The sequence below is a fragment of the Acinetobacter sp. SFD genome, from assembly GCF_001647575.1.
In the GTDB taxonomy this organism is placed as follows: domain Bacteria; phylum Pseudomonadota; class Gammaproteobacteria; order Pseudomonadales; family Moraxellaceae; genus Acinetobacter; species Acinetobacter pecorum.
In genome coordinates, this window is record NZ_LSZJ01000011.1 from 402,175 (window position 1) to 426,848 (window position 24,674).

General features: G+C 44.5%; 20 protein-coding genes, 1 other RNA gene and 1 pseudogene. 6 read left to right on the forward strand and 16 right to left on the reverse strand.

Annotation, left to right across the window (positions count from 1 at the left end; translation table 11 throughout):
* Positions 1-103: 103 nt before the first annotated feature.
* From AY605_RS07275 to AY605_RS07325, 11 genes are all read right to left on the reverse strand, one after another.
* Positions 104-709: a GNAT family N-acetyltransferase gene (locus AY605_RS07275; protein ID WP_064095764.1), complete on the reverse strand. Its 606-nt coding sequence runs from the start codon at positions 707-709 to the stop codon at positions 104-106.
* Positions 710-723: 14 nt separating this feature from the next.
* Positions 724-1,359: an RraA family protein gene (locus AY605_RS07280; protein WP_064095765.1), complete on the reverse strand. Its 636-nt coding sequence runs from the start codon at positions 1,357-1,359 to the stop codon at positions 724-726.
* Between the two features lie 14 nt (positions 1,360-1,373).
* On the reverse strand, positions 1,374-2,138 hold the full coding sequence (locus AY605_RS07285; RefSeq protein ID WP_064095817.1) for a (2Fe-2S)-binding protein: 765 nt from the start codon (positions 2,136-2,138) through the stop codon (positions 1,374-1,376).
* A 49-nt stretch (positions 2,139-2,187) separates the two neighbouring features.
* A complete protein-coding gene (locus AY605_RS07290; protein WP_064095766.1) occupies positions 2,188-4,104 on the reverse strand; it encodes an IucA/IucC family protein in 1,917 nt (638 codons plus the stop codon).
* Positions 4,105-4,114: 10 nt separating this feature from the next.
* Positions 4,115-5,953: an IucA/IucC family protein gene (locus AY605_RS07295; RefSeq protein WP_064095767.1), complete on the reverse strand. Its 1,839-nt coding sequence runs from the start codon at positions 5,951-5,953 to the stop codon at positions 4,115-4,117.
* Positions 5,954-5,976: 23 nt separating this feature from the next.
* Positions 5,977-7,413, reverse strand: coding sequence for an MFS transporter (locus AY605_RS07300; protein WP_064095768.1), 1,437 nt, complete (start codon positions 7,411-7,413; stop codon positions 5,977-5,979).
* A 13-nt stretch (positions 7,414-7,426) separates the two neighbouring features.
* Complete coding sequence (locus tag AY605_RS07305) at positions 7,427-8,842, reverse strand: lysine N(6)-hydroxylase/L-ornithine N(5)-oxygenase family protein (protein ID WP_064095769.1); 1,416 nt, start codon at positions 8,840-8,842, stop codon at positions 7,427-7,429.
* The gene (locus tag AY605_RS07310; RefSeq protein WP_064095770.1) at positions 8,835-10,625 is read right to left on the reverse strand and encodes an IucA/IucC family protein; all 1,791 of its coding nucleotides are present in this window, start codon (positions 10,623-10,625) and stop codon (positions 8,835-8,837) included. Before AY605_RS07310 ends, AY605_RS07305 begins: the two co-directional genes overlap by 8 nt.
* A 315-nt stretch (positions 10,626-10,940) precedes the next feature.
* Positions 10,941-12,194 carry a CaiB/BaiF CoA transferase family protein gene (locus AY605_RS07315; RefSeq protein WP_064095771.1) on the reverse strand — a complete coding sequence of 418 codons (1,254 nt, stop codon included), beginning with the start codon at positions 12,192-12,194 and terminating at the stop codon, positions 10,941-10,943.
* Positions 12,195-12,238: 44 nt separating this feature from the next.
* Positions 12,239-13,645: an MFS transporter gene (locus AY605_RS07320; protein WP_064095818.1), complete on the reverse strand. Its 1,407-nt coding sequence runs from the start codon at positions 13,643-13,645 to the stop codon at positions 12,239-12,241.
* 230 nt (positions 13,646-13,875) lie between these two features.
* Positions 13,876-15,099: an acyl-CoA dehydrogenase gene (locus AY605_RS07325; RefSeq protein ID WP_064095772.1), complete on the reverse strand. Its 1,224-nt coding sequence runs from the start codon at positions 15,097-15,099 to the stop codon at positions 13,876-13,878.
* Between the two features lie 245 nt (positions 15,100-15,344).
* On the opposite strand from AY605_RS07325, the gene AY605_RS07330 reads away from it, so the two are divergent.
* From AY605_RS07330 to AY605_RS07335, 3 genes and pseudogenes are all read left to right on the forward strand, one after another.
* Positions 15,345-16,298, forward strand: coding sequence for a LysR substrate-binding domain-containing protein (locus AY605_RS07330; RefSeq protein ID WP_064095773.1), 954 nt, complete (start codon positions 15,345-15,347; stop codon positions 16,296-16,298).
* Positions 16,299-16,344: 46 nt separating this feature from the next.
* Positions 16,345-16,524: pseudogene (locus AY605_RS15245) on the forward strand (hypothetical protein); the annotation flags it as partial.
* On the forward strand, positions 16,466-16,912 hold the full coding sequence (locus AY605_RS07335) for a hypothetical protein (protein WP_212839205.1): 447 nt from the start codon (positions 16,466-16,468) through the stop codon (positions 16,910-16,912). The pseudogene AY605_RS15245 and the gene AY605_RS07335, both read left to right, overlap by 59 nt.
* Positions 16,913-16,960: 48 nt before the next feature.
* On the opposite strand, the gene AY605_RS07340 is transcribed toward AY605_RS07335, so the two are convergent.
* Positions 16,961-18,097, reverse strand: a complete 1,137-nt coding sequence (locus AY605_RS07340; RefSeq protein WP_064095819.1) for a tyrosine-type recombinase/integrase — start codon at positions 18,095-18,097, stop codon at positions 16,961-16,963.
* Positions 18,098-18,280: 183 nt separating this feature from the next.
* Positions 18,281-18,639, reverse strand: a transfer-messenger RNA (tmRNA) gene (gene ssrA / locus AY605_RS07345).
* A gap of 130 nt (positions 18,640-18,769) precedes the next feature.
* Here ssrA and glpK point away from each other — a divergent pair.
* A complete protein-coding gene (glpK, locus tag AY605_RS07350; protein ID WP_064095774.1) occupies positions 18,770-20,254 on the forward strand; it encodes a glycerol kinase GlpK in 1,485 nt (494 codons plus the stop codon).
* Between the two features lie 79 nt (positions 20,255-20,333).
* Here glpK and AY605_RS07355 read toward each other — a convergent pair whose 3' ends face one another.
* Positions 20,334-20,831, reverse strand: a complete 498-nt coding sequence (locus AY605_RS07355) for a thioesterase family protein (RefSeq protein ID WP_004646146.1) — start codon at positions 20,829-20,831, stop codon at positions 20,334-20,336.
* A 105-nt stretch (positions 20,832-20,936) separates the two neighbouring features.
* Between AY605_RS07355 and hemB the strand changes: the two genes are divergently transcribed.
* Together hemB and thiO are read left to right on the forward strand one after the other, a co-directional pair.
* On the forward strand, positions 20,937-21,950 hold the full coding sequence (gene hemB, locus AY605_RS07360) for a porphobilinogen synthase (protein ID WP_064095775.1): 1,014 nt from the start codon (positions 20,937-20,939) through the stop codon (positions 21,948-21,950).
* A gap of 15 nt (positions 21,951-21,965) precedes the next feature.
* Entirely contained in the window at positions 21,966-23,090 is a 1,125-nt protein-coding gene (gene thiO, locus AY605_RS07365) for a glycine oxidase ThiO (RefSeq protein WP_064095776.1), read from the forward strand.
* On the opposite strand, the gene AY605_RS07370 is transcribed toward thiO, so the two are convergent.
* Both AY605_RS07370 and AY605_RS07375 read right to left on the reverse strand, forming a co-directional pair.
* Positions 23,079-23,984, reverse strand: coding sequence for a TIGR01777 family oxidoreductase (locus AY605_RS07370; protein ID WP_064095777.1), 906 nt, complete (start codon positions 23,982-23,984; stop codon positions 23,079-23,081). The two genes, thiO and AY605_RS07370, sit on opposite strands and share 12 nt — an antisense overlap.
* A gap of 156 nt (positions 23,985-24,140) precedes the next feature.
* Entirely contained in the window at positions 24,141-24,599 is a 459-nt protein-coding gene (locus tag AY605_RS07375; RefSeq protein ID WP_064095778.1) for an ABZJ_00895 family protein, read from the reverse strand.
* Positions 24,600-24,674: the final 75 nt, after the last annotated feature.

Genomic DNA, 24,674 nt, shown 5'->3' on the forward strand with positions numbered 1-24,674 from the left:
GTTAATCCACATTTTGAATTGGCCTAAATCCCTAAAGGGTAGTATCCTAATTTAAAAAAGATCCCACCCTCTCTCCCGATCAAAAATATAGGTATCAGCTTGCCTAACCCTCAATAGTTTCAAGAAGACTAATATGACCACATTTCTTATAAAATTCTTCTCTGAAACAATGATATAGAACGGCAATCTTTTCCGGCATTAGAAGTTTTTTCTGAGCTGTAAACGCAATATCCTGCGCGATGTATGCATAAGACCTGACATTTTCATCAGGTTCGCCCACAATTTTTTCTGCCGGAGAGTTTTCAAAGATGAAATAGATCATCAGGCGCATGACAGCTCTAAAGTGCCCTTTTCCCACCACATGCTTTTCACCGAGCAGAATATGCCAACCTAGATCATTTTCCAATGCAGGATAATACAAGGATAGTCGATCGCGTCTGGCTTCATAAATCTCCAAATAGCCAACATCCTGTCCTGCAATCTGGATAATATAAAGCCTTTGATGGTCATCTACCTGCATTTTTTCGAAGTATACAGCTAGTTCAGATTCGGGCTTATTCAGTTGCCATTGGGGAATGACATGCGGCTCGTGCATCCACTTGTACAGCAGAGCAAAGTCGTCTGGCAGGCTTAAGGCTCGCAACGCATAGTGGATACCTTTTTCCTGATAATTAAAATGATCCGGCAGGCTGGAAGATAAGGTCTTCATTTGATGATGTCCCTTTATGAATCATCTGCTTGAATTAATGGGTGATAATAATCTTCAAGCCGATGTTGTTTAAAAAACTGGTCGCGTTTTTGTCGTTCGGCCAATTCCATTTTTTGAAATTGCGCCACATATCGCTCTGCCATCTTGGGCTTTAAAATAAACACACCATCTGCATCTCCGACCATGAGGTCGCCCGTGGAAATAACGGCATCAAAATAATGAATATCCCGATCAAAATCGACCCCGCTTTCCCCTTCGGCCCGGGTAGTTAAACAACTCACCGTACGTGCAAAAATCGGTACTTTCATAGCTCTTAGGGCCCGTATATCGGTGACTGCACCCAACACCACAACCGCAGCCAGCTGATGGTAAATGGCAGCACGATGACGCTGTTCGCCCCAACAGGCGCGATCTCCAATGTTGCGCGCATCGATCACCAGCACATCACCTGCTTGACTGGCTAAAAGTGCCTCGCGAATCTGCATGGCGTTTACAGAATTTAAGCTCAGCGTTCTGACTCGACCGACGACATGCTGGACCGGATTCATCGCATGAATGCCGGGTAAATAACCGCTATCCAGCACATGACCAATGGTTGAACTGGCAATACGGGAATAGGATACTAATAAACGATTTAATGAGTCTGACATGAAGCTTGATCACTTTAAGAATGTGTTTTTGCTAATGGGCAACTGCTGCAATATTTACGGTCCGCTTCAGGCAGCTGAAAATAAAAGCAGCATTTTTTACGCCTATACGTTTCAGGACTGACCTGGCGGCTGTGTTCTAAGAGTAAAAATGGATTATGTTTTAGGCCAAACTTTTCGGCCGGCAGATCGAGCAGAAATTGACGTTGTGTGTGAATCTTGTGGAGTTCGCTTAGGTTGTTGCGCTGCATCAGGTCATAGAACTGTAAAAGGCGCAATGCGGTATTTTCCCACAGCAAAAATCGTTGTACTTTGGCCACTTGACTGATCACTGCAAACACCTGATTGAGGTCATGAAAAATTCTTAACACAAAGACTTCATCAGTAGAAGTTTGAGTGCTGAGTGCTGTTGCTAGTATCCCTGCAGATTTAAAATTTAAATGCCGGTCCCAGGACCAGTTGGGCGTCATGTGGACTGAAATTGCTGAAAGCTCCCAGACTAAATCTAGCTGTTTCGTGAGCAAGGCATAGAAATAGGGAAATAACAATGGAACGGCCCAATATTTGATAAACATCGAGCCTGAACAGGTCAGGTTGAGCGCCTGAATACGTGCCTGAAATTCACCCAGCACCCGAGCACATTGCTTTTGCTCTAATAAATCGGCAAAGCTCGGTGCATCTTGCCCGTGTAAATTCAGCTGAATGTTCAGTTGCTCGGCCAGCATCTGCCTGGCCCGGGCTAAACCGGGCTGTTCAGATTCCGTGGCTAAATCGATGCTGATGACAGGGATAGGAGAACGCACGTTTAGAGACCTGTGGTATGCAGCATGATCACAAGCGCGACACTTTTTTTAAAATATTACAGGTCTTGCCCATGCTGCTGGGCATGCTCCCAATCCGATTCTGCTGCTCCAGCAAGGGGCGAATCAACTGTTTATACGGCCACTGGGCTTGTTCAAACAACAGCTGCTGTAACTCGGCCCGCGCCTCTGCACAGAATGGCACATCATTTAAAGCCTGCTGTAACTGTTGCGCCAATACCTGCCACAGTTGCAGCTCATCCATTTGATAATATTCAGCAAGCACTTCTAAAATACTGGCCAGATTGACCTGGATGCCCAAGGTCTGTAAATACAGGATCAGATCTTCAACGGCATCATGATAAAGGGTAATTCTAAAATCATGCGGGCTTAAATAGGCTGGATCTTCCAAGCCATGTTGCTGCAGCCAGGGTAAATAGATCCGCAGCGAATCATGATCACGCAGCATAAAGCCGGAAAAGTGCCCCTGATTCAGCACGATACAGATGTTTTGACCATGAATTTCTCCCATTAAACCTAAGCGGAATAAGCGTAAATTCACCTCAAAAAAATCCCGGCATAAGCTTTTAAATACCGCAATGACATTGGCCGGGTTCGACTCAAGCTGTTGAGCCTTGAGAATCAGCTCAAATGGATAGATTTCTCCGTCAATGCAATGCCCTAGACTGGCCATTGGAATAATCTGGTAGGGCTGCTGCAACAATTCGGCAGGAATACGGCGCCGTTGAGCTGCTAGGTGCATTGGCCGTTCTGCAAATAAAGTGAGATTGTCGGGGGTTAAATTTTCAGGTTGATGCGGTAAATAGGCCCACCACTGATTTTCGTCACACAACCACAGGCGTTTTTTTAACACCTCATCTTTTTGTTTGGCGACTTGCAAAAGTTGCTGGTTTTTCTGCCCGTTGATCATTTTGACAATCGGCAAAAACCGCAGCGAGCCTAAAGATTTCACCGCTAATGGCAGCTTTAAACTGTCCTGTGGGGTGGATGCAGACAGCAAGCTTCTTAAGGAAGAACTGGCATACATTTCGGCAGACTGAAATTGCAAGGGAATAATGACCTGCCCGGCAAGTTCGGGTTGAAACTGCTCTGTCAGTACATGCTCAAACTGCCAGGCATGCATCGGTATGGCCAGATAGTCTTCACTGAGGCCCTGCTCTGTTAGCTCCTGATGTAACTGTAAATACTGCTCACTGTTCAGAAAAATTTTGGCAGGTTGCTGGATTTTAAGCTGGTTGATATCCTGGCCAAAGACCAGTTTTTCTTTTTTGATCGCCACCCAGTTAAGGCAGATGGGCTGTGAAAATTCTGGACTGAATTGCTGGTATTCCTCATTGGAAAAACCCGCTTTAAGTTTGGCCAGTGGATGATAAGGTCGGTCACGTAGAGCTGCATATTGTTCCAGCTGAATAAACAATTCAGCAGGTTGATCTGTTCGCCAGGTTTCGGAGCGGATCTGATGATGGCTGCTGAGTTGGTTTTGCATCAGGGCTGATTCCAGCTCGGCTCTCAATCTAGCTAACTTCGATGCTTCGCCCTCGGCAAAATATCCTAGACGCTGCATAGCATCAAACAGTTGCAGGGCATTGCAGAGATGAGCTTGAAAGCCTTGCTCCGCTTGAACCTCGACCTGAAAACTACAGGCCAAGGGCTGAAGTTGCCAGTCCTGTTTAATGGCTTTGCGCACAGGCAGCAGCATAAATTCGGCCAGCTGCGAATTGAACAGCACAGCAAAATAATCTTGAGTTACCTCTCTTTCAAACAATGCCTCAAAATCCTGTCCGAAACGGGCTTTTAAGCGGGCTTTTGCCTGCTGCCGGGTGACAATGGCTGGCTCAGGAATATAGCCTTCTACCAACAAACTGTTCACCAGATCAACCAGAAGCATTTGTGTGCCAAGGGTAGGTGAAAACAACATCGTATTCATGTGCTCCCCCTTAAACTGAGGCCTGACGAAAGGCATGCAGTGGATTATTCACTAGGCGAAGCTGTACCTCGGCATCACCGAACAGACGTCTTTTGGTTAAAGATTCAATGCAGAACTGGGCCGCAAAGACATCAAATTTTTCATAGCGGCTTTGATGCTCCGGATAACGTTGCTGGAATTGATGAATAATATCGGCCGCTTGCTGCCAGAACTGCTGCTCAGACAAGCCGATTTGCTGTTGCAGGGTGATTGCAATATCGCTCAGCGCCACAAAGAACAGACAGGCACAACTGAAATCCCGCACAGCATTTAAATCTTCGGTCAGAATAAAGGACATACGATTGGCTTTGGCATGCTCTGCCGGTAAGGCATGCAGATCGGGATAGGCATCCGGATGGGTTAAATGCTCCGGATGAAAACGCACCCCGTCATGGAAATCTTTTAAAATAATGCGGGTTGGCCAGCCATTTTGATGGACCAGAATGATGTTCTGACCATGCGACTCCGAGCCAATCCCTTCAGCATGTAGTAAGAACAGTATCGGCTGGATCACCACCGAGAGAAGTTGCTCCAGCCAGGCTTCGGTTCCATGGGTCTCTAACCACGGCTGAATCAGGAGTTGGCCATCCTTCTGGACATGGCTGATACCATTCAGCGGAATGGCATCTTCCCCTGGTTTTAAATAGTGGTGAATGCTTTCACGCCATAAACTTCCAATCGTGCCATAGGCCTGTCTGGCATGAGATGCGGGAAGCTTGGTGAAATCGACAGCCGTCGCATGTACTTCTCTGAGAATGGCAAAATCTAGAGACCGGGCAAGCTCGCTCTGGTCAATCAGGCTTTGCAACCAGTCGGTAATTAACGGACCATTCATGGCAGCATGCGCAGCCAGAATTCGCGAGCTTGAGGTATTGGTCAAGCTCATTGACAGCTTGATATAAGGTTTTTCCGGATGCTGCAAGTTGGTTAGGGTTCTGAGAGATTGCTGTGCAATATAGCCATCGGTACCACGGCCTAAATACACCATTTTTTGTGTTGCTATTTCCTCAAAAAAAGTATGAACCAGGGTATTTTCCCACTGCCAGGGATGTACAGGCAGCCAGATATATTCGGCGGCATTTAAGCCCTGCGCTGTCAAAATCTGATGGAAGGCTTCTATCTCGGCTGCACTCAGTTGCTGCTGTAAAAACTGCTCGGCATCAATGGAGCAAGAGGCATTTTCTGAACACAAAGCAGCATGCACGGCCAGCCAGACCAGATGGATCGGCTGCGCATACTCTACTCCGTATTTCAGATTGTCTTGCAGGCTAAAACCGACACGGGATTTATAACAAGGGTGATAAGGATGCCCCGCCATCAGATAGGTTTCCAGCACATCATAACGGTGCTGGGCAGCAGGAAGCGAAAACTCATTTAGACTCGGCTGGGATTGCACATCATGGATAAAAGTCCGTTTTAATTCATGAATAAAATCTTCCAGTTTTGCCGCATCCGGAATGGCCCTGACAATTTCCTCAATCACCTGATTTAATTGTGCGACACTGCTTTGCCCGGCAGCATCCCGACGCATGACATCCTGATCGTCCATGCGCACCAGACCAAAACTCAGATAATGCTGACCTGCGGCAATATACTCCACAGCCTGCTGGTTCTGATCCCGGGCACTGATCACAAATCGGCCCTGTTCGATTGTGGTTGCAATCACCCCTTCATAAATGAGGGCTTGCAGTAACTGCTTGATGACACGTTGCTCGACCTTTTGAATGGCAGCCTGATCAGGCTGTTGCCAGGCCAAGGTAGTCAAAGCAGAAGAGTTATTTTGTACGAATGCTGAAGCTAAGTGACCCATGATGTTTTCCTTAATCATTAATTTTAATCATGAAGCGCGGGCTGTTTTGGATGTTGAAATTTCCATGCATAGGGCAAGCCCAATAACGTCATGCCGGCACAGAAGAAAAACAGCTCGCGGATTGCATACAGTTGTGCAAGCGGCAGTTCATGATTTGGTAAAAAATGCTGTGTACGAATTTGTAGATAAAGTGCAGCCAGCACCACGGCGACAGCCGAACAGAGACGTCGAAACAGGTTATTGACAGCAGCCCCCTGGGTAACCAGTTCCGGATCGGGTAAATGATTCAGCCCGGCGGTGGTTGCAGGCATATAGGACAAGCCGAAACCCAGACCATGAATAATCATGCAGAGCATGAGTAACATACCGGATAGACTGGCCGCCAAACCCAGTCCGACAAAGGCAATTGCGGTTAGCAGCAGGCCAAAACTGATCAGCTGTTTGGCACCGTGCTGATCCAAATATTTACCCGCACGTTTACTGCATAAACTGGTGGTTAAGGCACTGCTCATCAGTAATACACCGGTCCAGATCGGACTGAGATGCAAGGTATTTTGCACCAGTAACGGAATCAGCAGCAGGCTGATAAATAAGCCGACGGTATGCACAATCGAAATGATCAGGCTGTAATTAAACTCACGACTTTGAAATAAGGGCCAGGCAATAATGGTGCTGGTTTTTTTTCGGCTGAACCAAATAAAACCGCAGCCGCTGAAAGCACTTAAACCGAGCAGCCACCAGAATGAAGCCTGGGAAAAATCTGCCAACTGTTTAATCGTGCTTAGACCCAGCAATAAGGCAACGATTGCAACCGCCAGCAATCCAAAGCCGGGCCAGTCAAATTTTAAACGCTGAGTCACCGGCTGCTTCGGCAGATACAGCCAGCCAATGGCCAAAGCCACTAGAGCCAAGGGAACATTTAGCAGAAAGAGTGCTTGCCAGCTGAACCCGACCAGCATCAGTGCTCCCAGCATCGGACCACAGGCCAAAGTCAGCATGATCATTGCTCCCCATAGTCCTGTTGCAGCACCACGTTGCTGTTGCGGGGTCGCTGAAAAAATAATACCCAAGGACAAGGGAATCATTAGTCCACTGGAAAAACCCTGTAAGGCCCGTATGGCCAGCACCCTCTCAAAGTCCGCGGCAAATGCACCACAGACTGAACTCAACATGAAAATGCTTAAGGCCGCTAGATACACCCGGCGCTGACCAAAGCGCTGGCTTAAAAAACCCGTTAACAGCAGGCTGAGGCTCATGGTTAACAGAAAAATCACCACGACCCAACTGACCGCAGCTTCTGTCAGCTGGAAATCCTGCATCAGCTGGGGAATCGCCGGGTTAAAACTGCTATTATTCAGGCTCACCGTCCCGGTCCCTAACATCACCGACAGCATGACCCAGTGTTGGGCCAGGATCGGAGCCGAAACGGAACGGGAATCTGACTTCGATATTTCAGCCATGGTTATCCCTCATTTATTTCAGCGAATATTGAGCGGATACATCGGTCGCTTTTTTGGTAATCTGCGCTGCAATGGCCTCTGCCCGAAAATTATTTTTGGCGATAGCCGGCATGGAAAATGCAGCTTCAATTTCCTTGGGCTGAAGCTCCTGAAATTCCTGAAAACTCTGTCGCCCTTCAATTTCAAAATAAGGCTCGCCTAAAATCTGATTGGCAATTTTTGCAGAACGAAAAGCCCCTAAGCCCAGGTCAGGCGTGCCGACACCATGATGATGCAAATCGGTATTCTGGATATAGATTTCACCATCCCCCTGATAATCGAGTTGATGATTTTCATTGATGTGCCACTGATGCTGTGAATTCAAACCGATCTTGGAACTGAGTTTGTTTAAAAAGTCCAAAGACGGATATTGATAACCTGTTGCCGCAATCACCGTACTGGCCGCTAGCGTTAAATTCTGCTGTTTCTGGGTCTGGACAAATTTGAGCTGAATATTTTTTCCATGAGTCACTGCGGCATTTTCAAGTTGATAATGCCCTGCCAGGGTGACATGCGTCTCCGCTGCGCCAATACTGCGTTGATAGAGCCGCTCATAGATATCCCGAAGGGTTTTGGCACTAATTCCTTTATAAAGATTGGCTTGAGTGGCAGGCAGGCTGGTTTTTAAATCGTGGGGTAAATGATAAAAATAGGACATATAGTCCGGACTAAAACTTTCCAGACCAAGCGGCGTATTTTCCATCGGGAAAAAGCCGGCCGAACGTGTTAGCCAATATAAATGGAATTTTGCCTGTCCGGTCTTAGGATGGATTTGCCGGTCAAATAAATCAATAAAGATTTCAGCAGCCGATTGCCCCGAGCCAATCAGCACTACATTGCCCGATAACTGCTGATCACGCTGATGTAGATAATTCGAGGAATGCAGACACTGTGGATGCTGTTCGGCTATTAGCTGTAAGGGCTGGGGTAACCTGGGTGTGGTGCCTGTGCCTAACACCATTTTGCGGGTTTGATGCACCGAAAAACGACCTTTTTGTTCGGTAATGACCTGAAAACCGCCAGCAATTGGCGCGATGTCGGTGACTCGGCTGCCAAACTGCACATGCGATAACTGCTTCACCACCCACTGACAATAATGATTGTATTCCTGGCGTGGGATATATAAATTTTCCCGAAAATAAAACTTATATAAGCGTTGATGGGCTTTTAAATAATTTAAAAAACTATAAGGACTGGTCGGCTCGACCAGACTGACCAGATCTGCCATAAACGGCACCTGCATCATGGCATTCGGTAACTGTATACCAGCATGCCAGTTAAACTCTTGACGTTTATCAAAAAACTGATAGTTGAGCGAAGTCTGCTGATGTAGCAAGGCTGCTAGGCTTAAGTTAAAAGGTCCTAAGCCAATTCCGATAAAATCAAGCATATTCAGCCTCCACTACAGTTTGTGCAACATACAGTGGATTTTTAAGATTGATATAAATGGATTGCTGAGAAATATGCGCCTGTAATTCATCTAATTCATACAAACGCGTCATTAAATTGCCTTTGTAGGGGAACGTGTCCTGATGTAACACGGTCTTCAATAAATTACTTTGCGGGTATTTCTGATAGGCCTCCATCAAAGCGGCTTGCAACATTTCAAGCAGTTGCTGTTCTTTGACCACCCCTGTCATGCCGATGGCATTGATCAGACCAAACAAGGTATTACCAATGAAGTAATAACGGAAACGCTCATCCACCAAGGCAATTGGACAGACTGCCTGCCCCTCTGTAGCCAGAGTCGGGAAACGCGCTAAAATTTCGCCAGCCAATTCCTCAATATAATAAAATCCCTGATTGTCTCTAAACCAGACATTTTTAGGCATACCCTGTTCAAGCTCAATCAGGGTATTTTGCTGATGAGCCTCAAATGCCATACCAAACTCATGGTATAATTCCATCAGCGGTAAAATCGTGATCTCCAGGAAACGCTCAAACCACTCTACCGCAATCTCGGACTGGCTTTGACCACTTTGCTGGGAAAGATTAGCAAAGATTTCGCTAAAACGGTTTTTGGCCTGCAAAGGATGGTCTTGGCACAATGAGGCAATACAGCTCACATCTGCGTTATGCGGGAATGGGTTTTCACGCAAAATACAAATGGTTTCATCTAAAACCTGTCCATTGACTTTTAAAGCAATCCACGCCGGATCACTAATAGTTTTTAAACGCGGATGACGCTGTCTGAAATCAGCAAGACACTCATCATTCCACAATTCATAGCTCATTAAACCGCGGTGACATTCTTTATAAAGATTGACCCGAATCGAGTTGGTCACAGCGACTGTCATGGACGCTTTAAACATCCAGGGCGCCTGTTCACTATACAGCGTGCGCACCGAGGTGGTGGCTTTCATCGACCAGCCCAAAGCACCGAAATCAACCAGTTTGCCTTCATGTAACAGCTGCTGATACCAGTCTTTATCTTTTAGATAACGGGCCTGCCATGGATGCAGCGGCAATAAAGCGTAATCTGGATACTCTGCCATTTTAGTCTGGTGATAGGCATTGAAAAATGGGGCCAACTCGTGTTTTAACTGGCCTGGAATATCCAGCTGGTGGGCATTATCATGGATCACCTGATCCGGGTGGATATACAGGAAATGCATTTTAAACGTGTTTTGGGTCTCTGGAGAATAAAGCTGCCAATCATTCTGGACAAAGCCCTGACGGCTTTTGGGCGAGGGATGCATGCTATGCCCGAGAATCAGTGCCTGCTCACTTTGAATAAAGTGTTGCTTGGGTAGAATCACGGCATCAATTTGTTCTTCACGATAACTCAAAAATTGCTGCAAAGCCCGACGGCTTTGAATCCAGCATTCCAACAAAGATGAGGTATCGAGTTGTTTTTGATTTTGTTGGGCAATTAAATTTTCCAGCAAATTTGCTGCCAAATTGACCGGACTCAACTCCAGTATCTGCCCATCTTGTTCTACCCAAGGTAAAGCAGCAAAACGATGTCTGCCCACTTTGCTCATATAGGCAACTGGCGCATATAAAAACCCAGAAACCGCCTGCAAAGGAATACACAATACGGTATTTCCCTGACTGTGCTTTTGTAACTGTTGCGATTGGTTTGCGATAGGAATAAAACGACCATTGCCGGTTTCTTGTAGATATGCATTGATTAAATGTTGTAAAGCAATCTTATCCGTGACTGATTTCATCTTCATCACTCTATTAAGTAAAAATAGTGTGCTGGATAAGATACACCCATCCAAAAATAATGCAAATGATAATTATTATTGTTTAAACTTTCATTCAAAATAAAGCTCAAGGTTTTTTGGAGATGGTGGCAATTGAACTAACAAAATAAACCAATAAAATCAATTCAATAAGATAAAGTGGTTTTAGGAATATAATTATTTTATTCAAATGTTACTGAATGAACAAATGGAGAGTTATTTTAACTCTCCATTTGTCTTATATATCATGCCAGCAAAAGATGCTTCTCAGCCTTTATCATCTATGGGAACACAATTTCAGGCAACCGAATCGCCTATTGCACTATTTATCGAACCATCAATAATGCCTTTCGCCTGTAATACTGCCAGTTCTTCTCGGGTTTTAAATTGCGATAAAATTTTTCCCGTATGCTCTCCCAATTGCGGTGCAGCATGCTTATATTCAACCGGCGTATCGGATAACTTAATCGGTGAACCGATCATTTTAAACTGATCATTCAACGGATGTGCAACATCCACCACCATGTCACGCGATTTAATTTGTGGTTCATTCAATGCATCTTCAATTGAATTAATCACCCCGACCGGCACTTTTATTGCATGAATGGCCGCCACCCAATCTTGTGCATTTTTAGTCAAAAAATACTCGGATAGTAATGGAATTAGTTCATCACGATGCTTAACCCGATCCTGATTACGCTGGAATTTTTTCTCCTCCAATAATTCAGGTAATCCAATCGCGATGCACAAATCTTTAAACTGCTTATCATTGCCACAAGCAATAATAAATTCTTTATCTTTGGCCTTAAAAGTCTGATACGGCACAATATTGGGATGATGATTTCCCATACGCTTTGGAGATACGCCGGTGGTGAGATAATTCATACCCTGATTGGCCAGTGTAGCTACCTGAACATCTAATAAAGATAAATCAATATATTGTCCACGGCCAGTATGCTGGCGTGCCAGTAACGCGGCCTGAATAGCAACCGTGGCATACAATCCCGTTTGAATATCGACCACAGCCACACCGACTTTTTGCGCACCACCACCCGGAAGTTCATCTTTTTCACCGGTGATGCTCATTAATCCTGACATGCCCTGAATAATAAAGTCATAACCTGGTTCTTCGGCACGCGGTCCAGTTTGGCCGAATCCGGTAATCGAGCAATAGACCAATTTCGGATTAATTTGTTTTAAAGATGCATAATCCAAGCCATATTTTGCCAATGAGCCGGCTTTATAATTTTCAATTACTACATCGGCCGTTTTGGCAATTTCCCGAATCAGTTTCTGACCTTGTTGACTTGCAATATCTATTGCGACCGAATATTTGTTGCGGTTAGCGCATTGGTAATAACCCGATTCACGGGTTGCACTACCCTGATTATCCAGCATCCACGGTGGCCCCCACATACGGGTGTCATCACCCACTTTTGGACGTTCAATTTTAATTACTTCCGCACCCAGATCTGCCAGAATCTGCCCACACCATGGACCTGCCAGTACACGGCTTAAATCTAAAACTCGAATTCCTTGCAATGCACCCATGTTCTACTCCCAAAGCTAGCAGACGACGCTGCCGGCTATTTTTATTATTTAGCGGTAAGCGTTGTGTCTGTTGTTGCCGCGGTACTCGGTATTTTCTCTTCTGTATCTGTTGCCATCACCAATGAAGATTGCTGTGGATCATACTGACGTTCACGTATAAACAAGCCTGGAATTACGCCCGCAATAAAGTAGGCTGCACCCATCACGATAAATGCCATAGTAAATGAACCGCCTGCCGCAATAATACCGATAGTCGCAGGTGCAATTGCCGCGCCTAAACGACCCATGTTATAGGCACCGCCAATGGCTGTACCACGCACATCGGTTGAGAAAGTTTCCGCCATATAGGTTGCATTTACGCCGTATGGAATTCCGTAAAGAAAACCAAAGGTAATCAATAAATAGGCAATATTGGTTGGCGTGTTAAAAAAGATAATCACGGGTAAAAATGCGGCTGTTGCAACAGTACCAAAGACAAAAGTTGCCCTACGCCCTAATTTATCTGCCGCATAGCCGGCAATAATTTTCCCTAGAATCATCGCCGTATAGGCACCAACCATATAGCCTGTTAATGCCTTGAAATTCATGTTCAATTCAGTTTCTAAATAGGTTGGCATCCAGTTATTGACACCGTAGTATCCAAACTGTAAGAAAGCAGCGGTACTCATCCATAACAAGAACATTTTACGATGCTGGGTATGCCCAAAAATACGTTTATAGACACTTTCAGAAGGTGCTTTTGCCGTGACTGTTTCAGGGGTGGGCTCAATTTTCAATTCTTTACGTTTAAACTGTTCAATTTTAGCTTCCTGCCAAGATGCAGGTTCAGGTACAAAACGCATAAAAATGAGCGCAAAGGCAGCCGGAACAATGGTCACATAAAACAGCATACGCCAGCCATGGTCGGGAATAATTGCGCCGGCCAATAACGTCGCCACGATGTAACCGATTGTCTGTCCGGTCTGTAATGTGCCTAAAACAGTGGTACGGTACTTGGTTGGTACATATTCAGCCATCAGCGTATTACACGCCATGTAAAGCGAACCCAATCCAAATGCACCGATAAAACGTAGAATCATGAACTGCTCATAACTTTGGGTGAATCCCAGAATACAAGTCATGATCGAAAAGAAGACCACAGACCAGGCAATAGTTTTTACCCGGCCAAATTTATCACATGCCCATCCACCGGTAATTCCGCCCAGCGCCATGCCTGCAAGTGATGAACTTCCTAACATCCCGGCTTGAAATGAAGTCAGTCCAAACTCAGCTTTTAAACTGGTCAAGCTAAATGACAGCAGCATGATATCGACGCCATCAATCACCAGTGAAATAAATGCAAAGACAAATGCAATTTTCCAAGTGTTTTTATGAATGCGATGTGCTGTGCCTACATTAGATGGTAATTTTCTGCTGAGCGTTCCTGCTCCAGCCTGCATATCATTATTCATTTCCATATCTCTCATTTTCCCAAATGAGTCATCGGTAGTCCTATTATTTCTCTACATTTACCTTAGGTTCTTTATTCTTTTTCTCGCATTTCATTTGAACTTTAGGCTTGAAAATGCACAGATTTACAAGAATGTTCCACGATGAATCCTTTAATTCAAATTATTGATTTTTGATACGAAATCTTTTCAGGATATTCAATAAATGGACATCCTGAATGGACGAAATCAAATTAATTACAGAATGCAGCAATACCAGTCTGTGCACGTCCTAAAATTAAGGCATGTACATCGTGGGTACCTTCATAGGTATTTACCACTTCCAGATTAACCAGATGACGGGCGACACCGAATTCATCGCTAATGCCATTTCCACCCATCATGTCACGGGCCAAACGGGCAATATCCAGTGCCTTACCGCAGTTATTCCGCTTAATTAAAGACGTACCTTCAACTGAAGCAACGCCCTCATCCTTCATACGGCCAAAACGTAAAGCCACCTGTAAGCCAAGGGCAATTTCAGTTTGCATGTCTGCCAGTTTTTTCTGGATCAGCTGATTCGCAGCAAGTGGTCGGCCAAACTGTTTCCGGTCCATGGTGTACTGATGCGCGGTATGCCAGCAGAATTCTGCTGCACCCATCGCACCCCAGGCAATCCCGTAACGCGCACTGTTCAAGCAGGTAAAAGGCCCTTTTAAACCACGCACTTCCGGAAATGCATTTTCTTCCGGAACAAAGACGTTATCCATTACAATTTCACCGGTGATCGAGGCACGCAGACCAACCTTGCCGTGAATTGCTGGAGCAGAAAGCCCTTCCCAGCCTTTTTCTAAAATAAAGCCACGAATGTCACCGACATTACCTTCGGCAGAAACTTCTTTGGCCCAAACTACAAATACATCGGCAATCGGACTATTGGTAATCCACATTTTTGCGCCAGTTAAACGGTAACCACCCTCGACTTTTTTAGCACGGCTAATCATGCTGCCAGGATCTGATCCATGATCCGGTTCGGTCAGACCAAAACAGCCAATATATTCACCGGTGGCTAATTTTGGTAAATACTTCTGCTTTTGTTCTTCAGAACCAAATTCATTAATAGGCACCATCACCAGTGAACTTTGTACGCTGGCCATTGAGCGATAACCTGAATCGACACGTTCAACTTCACGGGCAATCAGGCCATAACTGACATAATTTAAACCTGCACCGCCGTACTGTTCCGGAATGGTTGGTCCTAATAAACCGAGTTCGCCCATCTCACGGAAAATAGCCGGATCGGTTTTTTCATGACGAAACTGTTCCAGTACACGCGGCATCAGTTTGTCTTGACAGTACGCTGCCGCTGCATCGCGGATCATACGCTCTTCTGACGTCAGTTGCTGTTCGATTAAAAATGGGTCTTGCCAATTAAAATTTGATTGATTTACTTTCTTTGTATTTACCATCTGATTCATAGTGTCCTACCAGTCCTTTCTATCCATACGTTGTATTATTCTGGAACTGACTGTATGCGTGAATAATCTTTCTTTCAAACAATAAATATGCATGCAGTTATGCAAAAACCGCATATCTTATTAAAATTAACAACTCTCAAATATAAATGACTGACCTATTGGGGCATGTTTAACACTAATGTCTTATAGTCAAAGAATACTCATATGTAATTTATTAATATCTTAATATTTTCAAGGATGAATTTATGCGCCGTAAAATTCCGCCTCTACAAGCACTTTTATGCTTTGAATCAGCAGCACGGCATGCGAGTTATACCCACGCATCACAAGAACTATTTCTAAGTCAAAGTGCGGTTTCTCGACAAATACAACAATTAGAAAATTATTTAAATGCTCTCTTATTTACCCGAACACGTCATGGCGTAGAATTAACTTATGTAGGAAAACAATATTACAAAAGTATCACTCCTTATTTAAAGGGATTGGAACAAACCACTCTGGATGTCATTGCACATAAAGGACAAGGAGGTACTCTAAAATTAGGTGTGGTACCAACATTCGCTACACGGTGGTTGTTACCCAAATTACCAAGCTTTAACCAGCTTTATCCTGAAATTACGATCCATCTAGAAACGAGCACACGACCTTTTTTATTTAATGACCATATTTTAGATGCTGCTATTTATGCAGGCACCCCTCAACAAGTTGAACAATGGCCTGGTACATATAGTCACTTTTTAATGTATGAAGATGTGGTTGCCGTATGCGCACCTAGATTAATCAAACACTATTTTCCGGATGCAACTATGATCAATATCAATAGCTTTGATTTAAGTGCACAACAATTAATAGAGCTCCCTTTATTACAGCAAACGACTAGACCACATATTTGGGAGGAATGGTTTAGTCTCTATCCAATAAAACATCCAAACCCTAATCATGGCCAACGACATGAATTATTTTCAATGTTAGCGGTTGCAGCCAATCATGGTATGGGAATGGCACTAATTCCACAGATGCTGATTGAAAAAGAGTTACAGAAAGGTGAACTGGTTATGGTTTCCACCAAGAAACTCGAAAAAAAGCGTGCTTATTATTTAATGCATTCTAGTCAAGAAAATTCACCACTGATTGAAAAATTTGTAGAGTGGATTCAGAAAGAATTAAGTAGTGAATATGCTCTGCATGACCCAAGATAACAAAGAGACTTAGCACCCAAAATCAGAGGGATTAACACAAACCTATGTCATCACTGTGGAAAATCGATTGGCTTGCTATGAAGCTCTTGATCAATCAATGACTTACAAAAACACTGAAACCTTCATCAAATTAATATCAGATCCAGTACTCAAAGAATGGAAGATATTTGTCTACGAGAGTGGTGGCAGTCCAGACCAAGAAAAAAAATTACAATTGGATAGATAAAGAAAATCATGAACAACTTCAATGGATACTATATTATTTCCAAAACACTTTGAAGTTTGATATCCCTTTAAATCAACTTCATTATCTAAATACTATCAAGAGAAAATGTAATCATTATGAAATCATTTTTTTACTGATAGCTTCAATTCCATTATCAAATCAAGAGCTATTAATTCTAAAATTAAAAAAAGCATGGTCCCAACAGAAATTTAGAATGAGTGGAAAAGCTAAAAAAGCTTATCACATCCCTTTGACAAAAGAGACAAACAGAAAACTCAAAGCTCTTAGTGAAGTACTCAATAAGACAGAAAGCCAGATTTTAGAAAATCTGATTGAAGAAAAATATCGAATAACCATTTTAGATGAAAATGGAAGATCAAAATATTGAGCATAATTCTCATACCAAGGAACTTAATCCTTGGTATATTTACTCATTTTAATTCAACCAAATCCTGACCATTTCTCCATACCACTCCATCAACCTTACCCTCTCATCCCAGTACTGTGCTCGGTTATAGGCCGAGCGAATTCTATTCTGTGGCACATGAGCAAGCTGGCGTTCAATGGCATCTGGATTAAACAGATTCGATTCGTTTACAACTGTACTGAATAACGATCTAAAACCATGTGTGGTCATTCGACCTGCATAGCCTGAACGTTTGATCACAGCCAAAATAGACTCGCTACGCATAGGTTCTTTGTTATTCAAACGATGTGGAAATAGCAGTTCCTGATTATGAGTAAGTCTCAAAGCATGAAGCTCAGCAATCATCATGTCAGTCAACGGCACACGATGTGGAAGTCGGTTCTTCATTCGTTCTTCAGGAATATCCCACTTACGCCCCTCCAAATCAAACTCTTCCCAACGTGCTTGCAGTAACTCACTGACCCGAACGCCTGTCAGCATAATCAGGACAATGGCATGATGTGTTTGAGCATCGGCAGGATAAGCCTTAATACGTCTAAGAAATTCAGGCATCTCAGAGGCAGAAAGCGAAGCCAGGTTTTTGACCCTTTTATTCTTGAGGGCATAGACTAAATCACCTGCCGGATTGTCATAGCGATATCCATGGGCAATAGCGTATTTCATGACCATGCCGCAACGAGACAAGGTACGTTTTGCAATTTCAAACGCCCCTCTAGCTTCAATCTTCTTAATGATCTGCAGAATCTCAGGTGCCTGAATTTGATTAATACGCTTATTAGCAAGAGAAATATAAAGCTCATCCAAGGAAGCTCGAACATTACTAATATGTTTGGATGACCAGGTTTCTTTTTGATTATTGAACCAATCCTCTGCGACTTCCTTAAAATAAGGCTGCTCCTGCTCAACCTCAGTTGTATTTTTGAGTTTATATCTCAGATCAAGCGCGATCTCCCTTGCACGCTTTAAACTTAGCTCAGGATAGATACCTAATGCTTTGGACTTCCTTTGTCCATTTTCCGTGTATCTGATAGACCAATATTTTTTGCCATTCGGATCGATTCGTAAAGACAGACCATTAATATCAGAAAGGCGGTACTGTTTTTCCTGCGGTAGTGCTTTTTTACATTGCACATCAGTAAGTGACATATCTTTGTCCCACATAATTAAACTTATTTAGTGGGTCAAATTGTCCCAATTTTGACCCACATAAAGCAAAAATAGGGTCAAACAGCTTAGGATAGGGTCGGACAATACAGCCAATAAAAAAGCCTTTAGACATTGAGTTTAAAGGCTTTTTTAGATTCCGATGGATTACTTCGGAAAGAATTTTGGTGGAGGTGGCGGGAGTTGAACCCGCGTCCGCCAGCATTACGCTCGAGAATACTACATGCTTAGATATCGTCTATTGTTTTAACTCTTTGTGACCCGACGAACAGGATACAAATCGCGATCCTCTTAATTTAGTACAAAGCCCCGAGGCTTGGCTTTATACGGACTTGTGTGCGTGCGCTTCAGTCGGACTCTCTAACCACAAGTATTCGGAGAGGCGGACAAGCTGCCCTTAGGCAGCTAGAGCGTATGATTCGTCGTTTGCGACTAAAAAATGCAAATTTGATTTACGAGAGAAAATGCGCTCTCGGCATGCATCTATGAGTTTCATCACCAGCGTCGAAGCCAGAAACACCCCCAAAGTACAAGGCAATCATAGCATAAATGTCAAAAATTACGATGCCTTTTCTGAACATTTACACAACTTGATGCGCTTAATTACATTATTGCGCTAATATTTTACTTTTCAAGCCGAATAACAGAAAAATTATGAGCTATTTACTGGCCCTGGACCAGGGAACCACTTCAAGCCGGGCCATTATTTTTAATGAACACGGGCAAGTTCAAGCCACAGCGCAGCATGAAACACAGATCCACACCCCTCACTCCGGTTGGATAGAACAGGATGCCCAAGAAATCTGGAGCTCACAGATTGCTGTGGTACAGCAAGCTTTAGCCACTGCAGGTATTCTGGCAAAAGACATTCAGGCCATTGGCCTGACTAACCAGCGCGAAACGACTGTAGTCTGGGATCGTCGAAATGGCAAACCGCTCGCCCCGGCAATCGTCTGGCAGGATCGTCGTACTTCTGACTGGTGTAACCGGCTGATTGATCAAGGCTTGATGTCCAAAATTCAGCAAAAAACAGGCTTACGGATTGACCCTTATTTTAGTGCGGGAAAATTGGTCTGGTTTTTAGAGCATGTCGAGGGAGTACGGGCACTCGCTGAACAAGGCCATGTGGCATTTGGTACGATCGATAGCTGGCTGATCTGGAATCTGACCCAAGGCGCAGAGCACGTCATTGAAGCCAGTAACGCTTCACGTACCATGTTAATGAATCTGCAGCAACAATCGTGGGATGAAGAGCTACTCGAGCTGTTTAATATCCCGGCTTCGGTCTTACCGAAAATTATCTCTTCTGATAGTTATGTCGCTGACACTGCTTCTGGCTTACTTGGGGCCAATATTCCCATTACCGGAATTTTGGGGGATCAGCAGTCTGCACTTTTTGGCCAGTCCTGTTTTGAGGTGGGCAGCGCTAAAAACACCTATGGTACTGGCTGCTTTATGCTATTCAATACCGGGCATAATATTCAGCTCAGCCAGAACAAGCTGCTTTCTACTCTCGCCTGGCAAGCCCAGGGCCAAACTACCTATGCGCTCGAAGGCAGCGTATTTATGGCTGGTGCTGTAGTGCAATGGTTACGCGATGGCCTCGGAATTATTCAAAAAAGCAGTGATGTGGAAAAACTGGCACACCAGGTCGAGCATAGTGACGGCGTGGTTGTGGTTCCGGCATTTACCGGTCTGGGCGCGCCGCATTGGGATAGTGAAGCACGTGCCCTACTCTGTGGCATGTCCCGCGGTACGACCAAAGCGCATATCGCTCGTGCAGCATTAGAATCAATCGCCTTTCAGGTATCGGATGTGCTCAGTGCGATGCAATCTGATATTGCACATCCACTTAAAGAACTGCGAGTTGATGGTGGTGCCAGCAGCAATGACATGCTGATGCAATTTCAGGCCGATATTCTGAATGTACCGGTACTGCGTCCGAAAATGCTGGAAGCTACTGCTTGGGGTGCGGCCGCTATGGCCGGATTAAAAGCTGGCGTATTTTCAAACCTGGATGAAATTTCCCAGTCTTGGCAGCTAGACCGTGCTTTTGAACCCAAAATGCAAAATGACGAAAGAGAAATGCATTTAGCCAAATGGAAAAATGCCTTGAAACGGGCTAAATCTGATCTCTAAACCCTCTAGGTTCATATTTGATCATCATAAAAAAGCACTGTTAAACAGTGCTTTTTAACTTCCTCAATTCACGATTTCATTAATAGGCATAAGAAGCAATCGCTGTTGCAATTGCCTTATCTTCATCATTGACCATGGTCATGCGCATGGTGCAGCCCTTACGCCCCAAACGTAAGGTTTCTGCACGTGCAATAAAATATTTGCCACGTCCAGGCGCCAGATAATCCACCCGCATATCGACCGTCGCCAGACGCGACACTTTTTTAATGGTATCTGCAATCGTTTCCGGTTCAGCTTTTTTATACAGTTCGCCCATGGCCACAATACCACCGACGCTATCCAGTACAGTTGCAGCCAGACCGCCATGCAGAATCTGGAAAGCCACATTACCAATCATGAAATCCTGCATTTCTACATAGGCTTCAATCTGGCCCTCAACCACCCGCATGGTCATGCCGTTATGCTTAAAAAAAGGAGAGCTATTAAAAGCATGTACCAGCTGGTTCAGGACTACATCAATATCCACTTTCGAGCCCAGATGTATATTACCTGTCCAGTTTCTCTCTGTCTTACTCATCACTCTGCCCGAATCCACCACAATAAAAAACCGCTAATTTATGCCCAAAAATTTGAGTTAGGGCTACAATAGAGGCCTAGTTTAATACTGATTACTGAGATTTTTATGACTTATACGTTCAATCGTCCCGCGTTTCCTGCAACTCGCATGCGTCGTATTCGTAAAAATGAACATTTACGTTCGATGGTTCGTGAAACCCATCTCGCGGCAGATCATCTCATTTATCCAGTATTTGTCCTGCCAGGACAAAACCAGACCCAAAATATTCCAAGCATGCCGAATATCCAGCGTCTGTCAGCGGACTTGCTGTTAAAAAAATCAGAACGTCTGCTGGAACTCGGTGTCAATAAACTGGCGCTATTTCCGGTCACCCCACAAGAAGATAAAAGCCTGACTGCAGAAGCCGCATGGCGTGAAGATGGTCTGGTGCAAAACACCTTACGTTTATTGAAAAAAGAACTGCCAGAAATGGTGCTGATTACTGACGGCGCATTAGACCCGTATACCACGCATGGTCAGGATGGCATTATTGATGAGAACGGTTATGTCTTAAATGATGAAACGGTTGAGTGCCTGATTAAACAGGGCTTGAGCCATGCCGAAGCCGGTGCAGATGTGTTTGCTCCAAGTGACATGATGGATGGCCGGATCGGTGCGATTCGTCAGGCCTTTGAGCAAAATGGTCATATCTATACTTCGATCATGGCCTATTCAGCCAAATATGCATCAAGTTTCTATGGCCCGTTCCGTGATGCAGTCGGTTCTGCCAGCAACTTAAAAGGCGGCAATAAATACAATTACCAGATGGATGTCGGTAACCGTGCTGAAGCCCTGCATGAAATTGCGCTGGATATTCAGGAAGGTGCGGACATGGTGATTGTCAAACCAGGCATGCCTTATCTGGATATTGTCCGCGAAGTCAAAGACACTTTTGGCGTACCGACCTTTGTTTATCAGGTCAGTGGCGAATACGCGATGCTGGCTGCGGCAATTCAAAATGGCTGGTTATCTGATAGCGTCATTTTAGAATCATTGATGAGCTGTCGTCGTGCCGGTGCAGATGGTATCTGGACCTATTTTGCTGAAGAAGCTGCGCTTAAACTGAAAGACATGAAGTAAAAGGATTTCGGCGTAATGCATATTGCCATTATCGGCGCTGGCATCACCGGTCTGATGTCGGCGCTGGAACTGCTTGAACAGGGATGTTCTGTTACCCTTTTTGATCAGCAGGCCGCCGGACAGGCTGCATCCTGGGCTGGAGGAGGCATCCTCTCCCCGATGTATCCCTGGCGTTATCCCGCTGCTGTAAATGCTTTGGCCCGACATGCCAAACCCATGTATCAGGACTGGAATCAAAAACTGCAACCTTTCACTGGCATCGATTTCCAGATTCATGAAACAGGTATGCTGATTTTTGATGAATCCGATTTTGAAATCGGTTTAAGTTATGCCGCAACACATCAAGAGCCGCAGCAACAGGCAAAATTACTTGATCAAGCTAAACTGCAACAGATCAATCCCAGAATTAATCAGAGCAAATTCAAACAGGCGATTTATTTCCCTGAACTGGCCAATATCCGTAATCCACGGTTATTACAGTCGATCATTCGCTATTTGAAGCACCATCCTCGTGTCACCTGGCAAGAAGACTGTAAAATCACTCGGCTCAATATTCAGCAAGGCCGTGTAAAAAGTATCTCAGATGAACATAGCCAGGTTTTTCAGGCAGATCAATATGTGTTCACAACCGGAGCATGGTCGCAACACTGGTCACAGCAACTTGGTTTGGAAATTCCGGTACAGCCGGTTCAGGGCCAGATGCTGCTGTTTAAAACGCCAGAAAACTGGCTGCCGACCATGTGCATGCATAAGGTGATGTACCTGATTCCACGTCAGGATGGACATGTTTTATGTGGTTCCAGTATGCGTCAGGTCGGTTTTGACACCTCGCCTTCTAGCGAAATCCGGCAGGATATTTTACAGGCGTGTATCGAGATGGTACCGGAACTGGCAGATTTTCCGCTGGTCAAGCAATGGGCCGGATTAAGACCCAGCTCACCCGATGGTATTCCCTATATTGGAAAAATTCCCAAGCTACACAATGTCTGGGCCAATTTTGGACATTTCCGGAATGGTTTATGTATGGGGCCGGCATCAGGAAAACTACTCGCTCAACTCATCCTTGAACAAGCGCCAATCGTTGATCCAGATCCTTATGATCCAGTCCGTTTATTCGAGCCCAGTCGCTTAGTGCTTTAGGATATTATCCATCGCCTCTTTCAGGGTTGGATAATGAAACTGGAATCCAGCCTCCTGCAAGGCTTTGGGCTGTACATACTGACCGTTCAATACCAGTTGTGACTGTTCTCCCAGCATCATTTTCAGACTGCATGCCGGCAGTGGCAGTAAGGATTTACGCTGCAGAATCTGGGCCGCGGTTCGCGCAAACTGGGCCTGACTGCTCTTTTCTGGCGCGATCACATTAAAGATCTGCTCTGTTGTATCCTCGAGCATCAAGAATTCAATCGCTCGCAGTACATCCTCTAGATGCACCCAGGTCACTGGCTGACGTCCATGACCAATCCGCCCGAACAGATTCAATTTAATCGGCAATAGCATCTGCGGAAGAATCCCGCCACCTTTGCCAAACACCACCGCAAAGCGAACAATCTTGGTGTTCTGGTTAGTATAGGACAAGGCCAGCTGTTCCCACTTTGCACAAAGTTCAGACATAAAAATATCTTGTGGCGGACTTTGCTCCGTGCAGACCTGTTCCCAGCGCTCATTGGGGTCAATGCCATAATAACCAACGGCCGATGTTGAAATAATTCGTTTCGGTTTAAGCTGATTTTTTTCTAAATAATCAAAAACCTGTTTGGTGGTGTCTAAACGGCTATCCAGCAATTTCTTTTTACGTGCTGCCGTCCAGCGGCCTTGACCAATGCTTTCGCCAGCCAGATTGACCACATAATCAAGCTGATGCTGTTTTAATTCATCCAACTGGTTAATCCAGTGAAAGTCCGGATGTGGTTCAGGTTTATTTTTCTGACGGGTCAGACCAGTCACCCGATAATCACGATCCAATAAAAACCGTACGAGATGACTGCCAATAAAACCACTCGCTCCCGTCACCAGCACTACAGGTTTATACATCAGTCATTCTTCGCCTTATTATTTTCTTGGTTTAAATTATACGCCACTCATCTTCAGCTTTTTTAAAGCAGGAATATTTTTGTAGTGGAGAATTTGTATCTTTCATCATTCAATCAATTTATGAAGATCGGCTGTCACACAATGATTCATCAATACTCACTGAGGCGAATGGCCAAACATTTTCTCTGCCATACGCTGGGCCTGCTTGCCATAAAACCAGTACGTCAGCAGATACAGCGGAATCGCAATCATCAAAAACATGATCAGCACTATGCTCATAAACTGTGGTTGCTGTAGATACAGCAGAAAGTCCTGCCAGGCATTCGGATTGGAACGGGTGGCGATCACAATACCGAGCAAGAGAAACAATAAATTATAGCCCCAATAAATCAGGCTAAAACCGAGCGTGAATTTTTTACGTTCTGCTTGGGTCGGCGCACGTTTTTGCTGTTTTAGAAATTTAAAAAGCACCCAAATCATGGCCACCAGATAGGGAACAATCGTCAAGATTGCGCCCATACCCATCGGTAATAGGGCTGCCACCACACCACAAATACAGGTAAAAATAAAACAGATAAAGAAAAACCAGGTAAAATAACGACTTAGTGGCAACATGTGCATGACTCGGTGATCTTCAACAGGTGAGTATAAAAAAAATTAAATTTTTTTTCATTTTATTGTCAACCATCC

Coding starts and splice junctions, on each gene's coding strand:
- AY605_RS07275 (WP_064095764.1), bottom strand. CDS start 709: ATGAAGACCTTATCTTCCAGCCTGCCGGATCATTTTAATTATCAGGAA.
- AY605_RS07280 (WP_064095765.1), bottom strand. CDS start 1,359: ATGTCAGACTCATTAAATCGTTTATTAGTATCCTATTCCCGTATTGCC.
- AY605_RS07290 (WP_064095766.1), bottom strand. CDS start 4,104: ATGAATACGATGTTGTTTTCACCTACCCTTGGCACACAAATGCTTCTG.
- AY605_RS07295 (WP_064095767.1), bottom strand. CDS start 5,953: ATGGGTCACTTAGCTTCAGCATTCGTACAAAATAACTCTTCTGCTTTG.
- AY605_RS07300 (WP_064095768.1), bottom strand. CDS start 7,413: ATGGCTGAAATATCGAAGTCAGATTCCCGTTCCGTTTCGGCTCCGATC.
- AY605_RS07305 (WP_064095769.1), bottom strand. CDS start 8,842: ATGCTTGATTTTATCGGAATTGGCTTAGGACCTTTTAACTTAAGCCTA.
- AY605_RS07310 (WP_064095770.1), bottom strand. CDS start 10,625: ATGAAATCAGTCACGGATAAGATTGCTTTACAACATTTAATCAATGCA.
- AY605_RS07315 (WP_064095771.1), bottom strand. CDS start 12,194: ATGGGTGCATTGCAAGGAATTCGAGTTTTAGATTTAAGCCGTGTACTG.
- AY605_RS07320 (WP_064095818.1), bottom strand. CDS start 13,645: ATGAATAATGATATGCAGGCTGGAGCAGGAACGCTCAGCAGAAAATTA.
- AY605_RS07325 (WP_064095772.1), bottom strand. CDS start 15,099: ATGAATCAGATGGTAAATACAAAGAAAGTAAATCAATCAAATTTTAAT.
- AY605_RS07330 (WP_064095773.1), top strand. CDS start 15,345: ATGCGCCGTAAAATTCCGCCTCTACAAGCACTTTTATGCTTTGAATCA.
- AY605_RS07340 (WP_064095819.1), bottom strand. CDS start 18,097: ATGTCACTTACTGATGTGCAATGTAAAAAAGCACTACCGCAGGAAAAA.
- glpK (WP_064095774.1), top strand. CDS start 18,770: ATGAGCTATTTACTGGCCCTGGACCAGGGAACCACTTCAAGCCGGGCC.
- AY605_RS07355 (WP_004646146.1), bottom strand. CDS start 20,831: ATGAGTAAGACAGAGAGAAACTGGACAGGTAATATACATCTGGGCTCG.
- hemB (WP_064095775.1), top strand. CDS start 20,937: ATGACTTATACGTTCAATCGTCCCGCGTTTCCTGCAACTCGCATGCGT.
- thiO (WP_064095776.1), top strand. CDS start 21,966: ATGCATATTGCCATTATCGGCGCTGGCATCACCGGTCTGATGTCGGCG.
- AY605_RS07370 (WP_064095777.1), bottom strand. CDS start 23,984: ATGTATAAACCTGTAGTGCTGGTGACGGGAGCGAGTGGTTTTATTGGC.
- AY605_RS07375 (WP_064095778.1), bottom strand. CDS start 24,599: ATGTTGCCACTAAGTCGTTATTTTACCTGGTTTTTCTTTATCTGTTTT.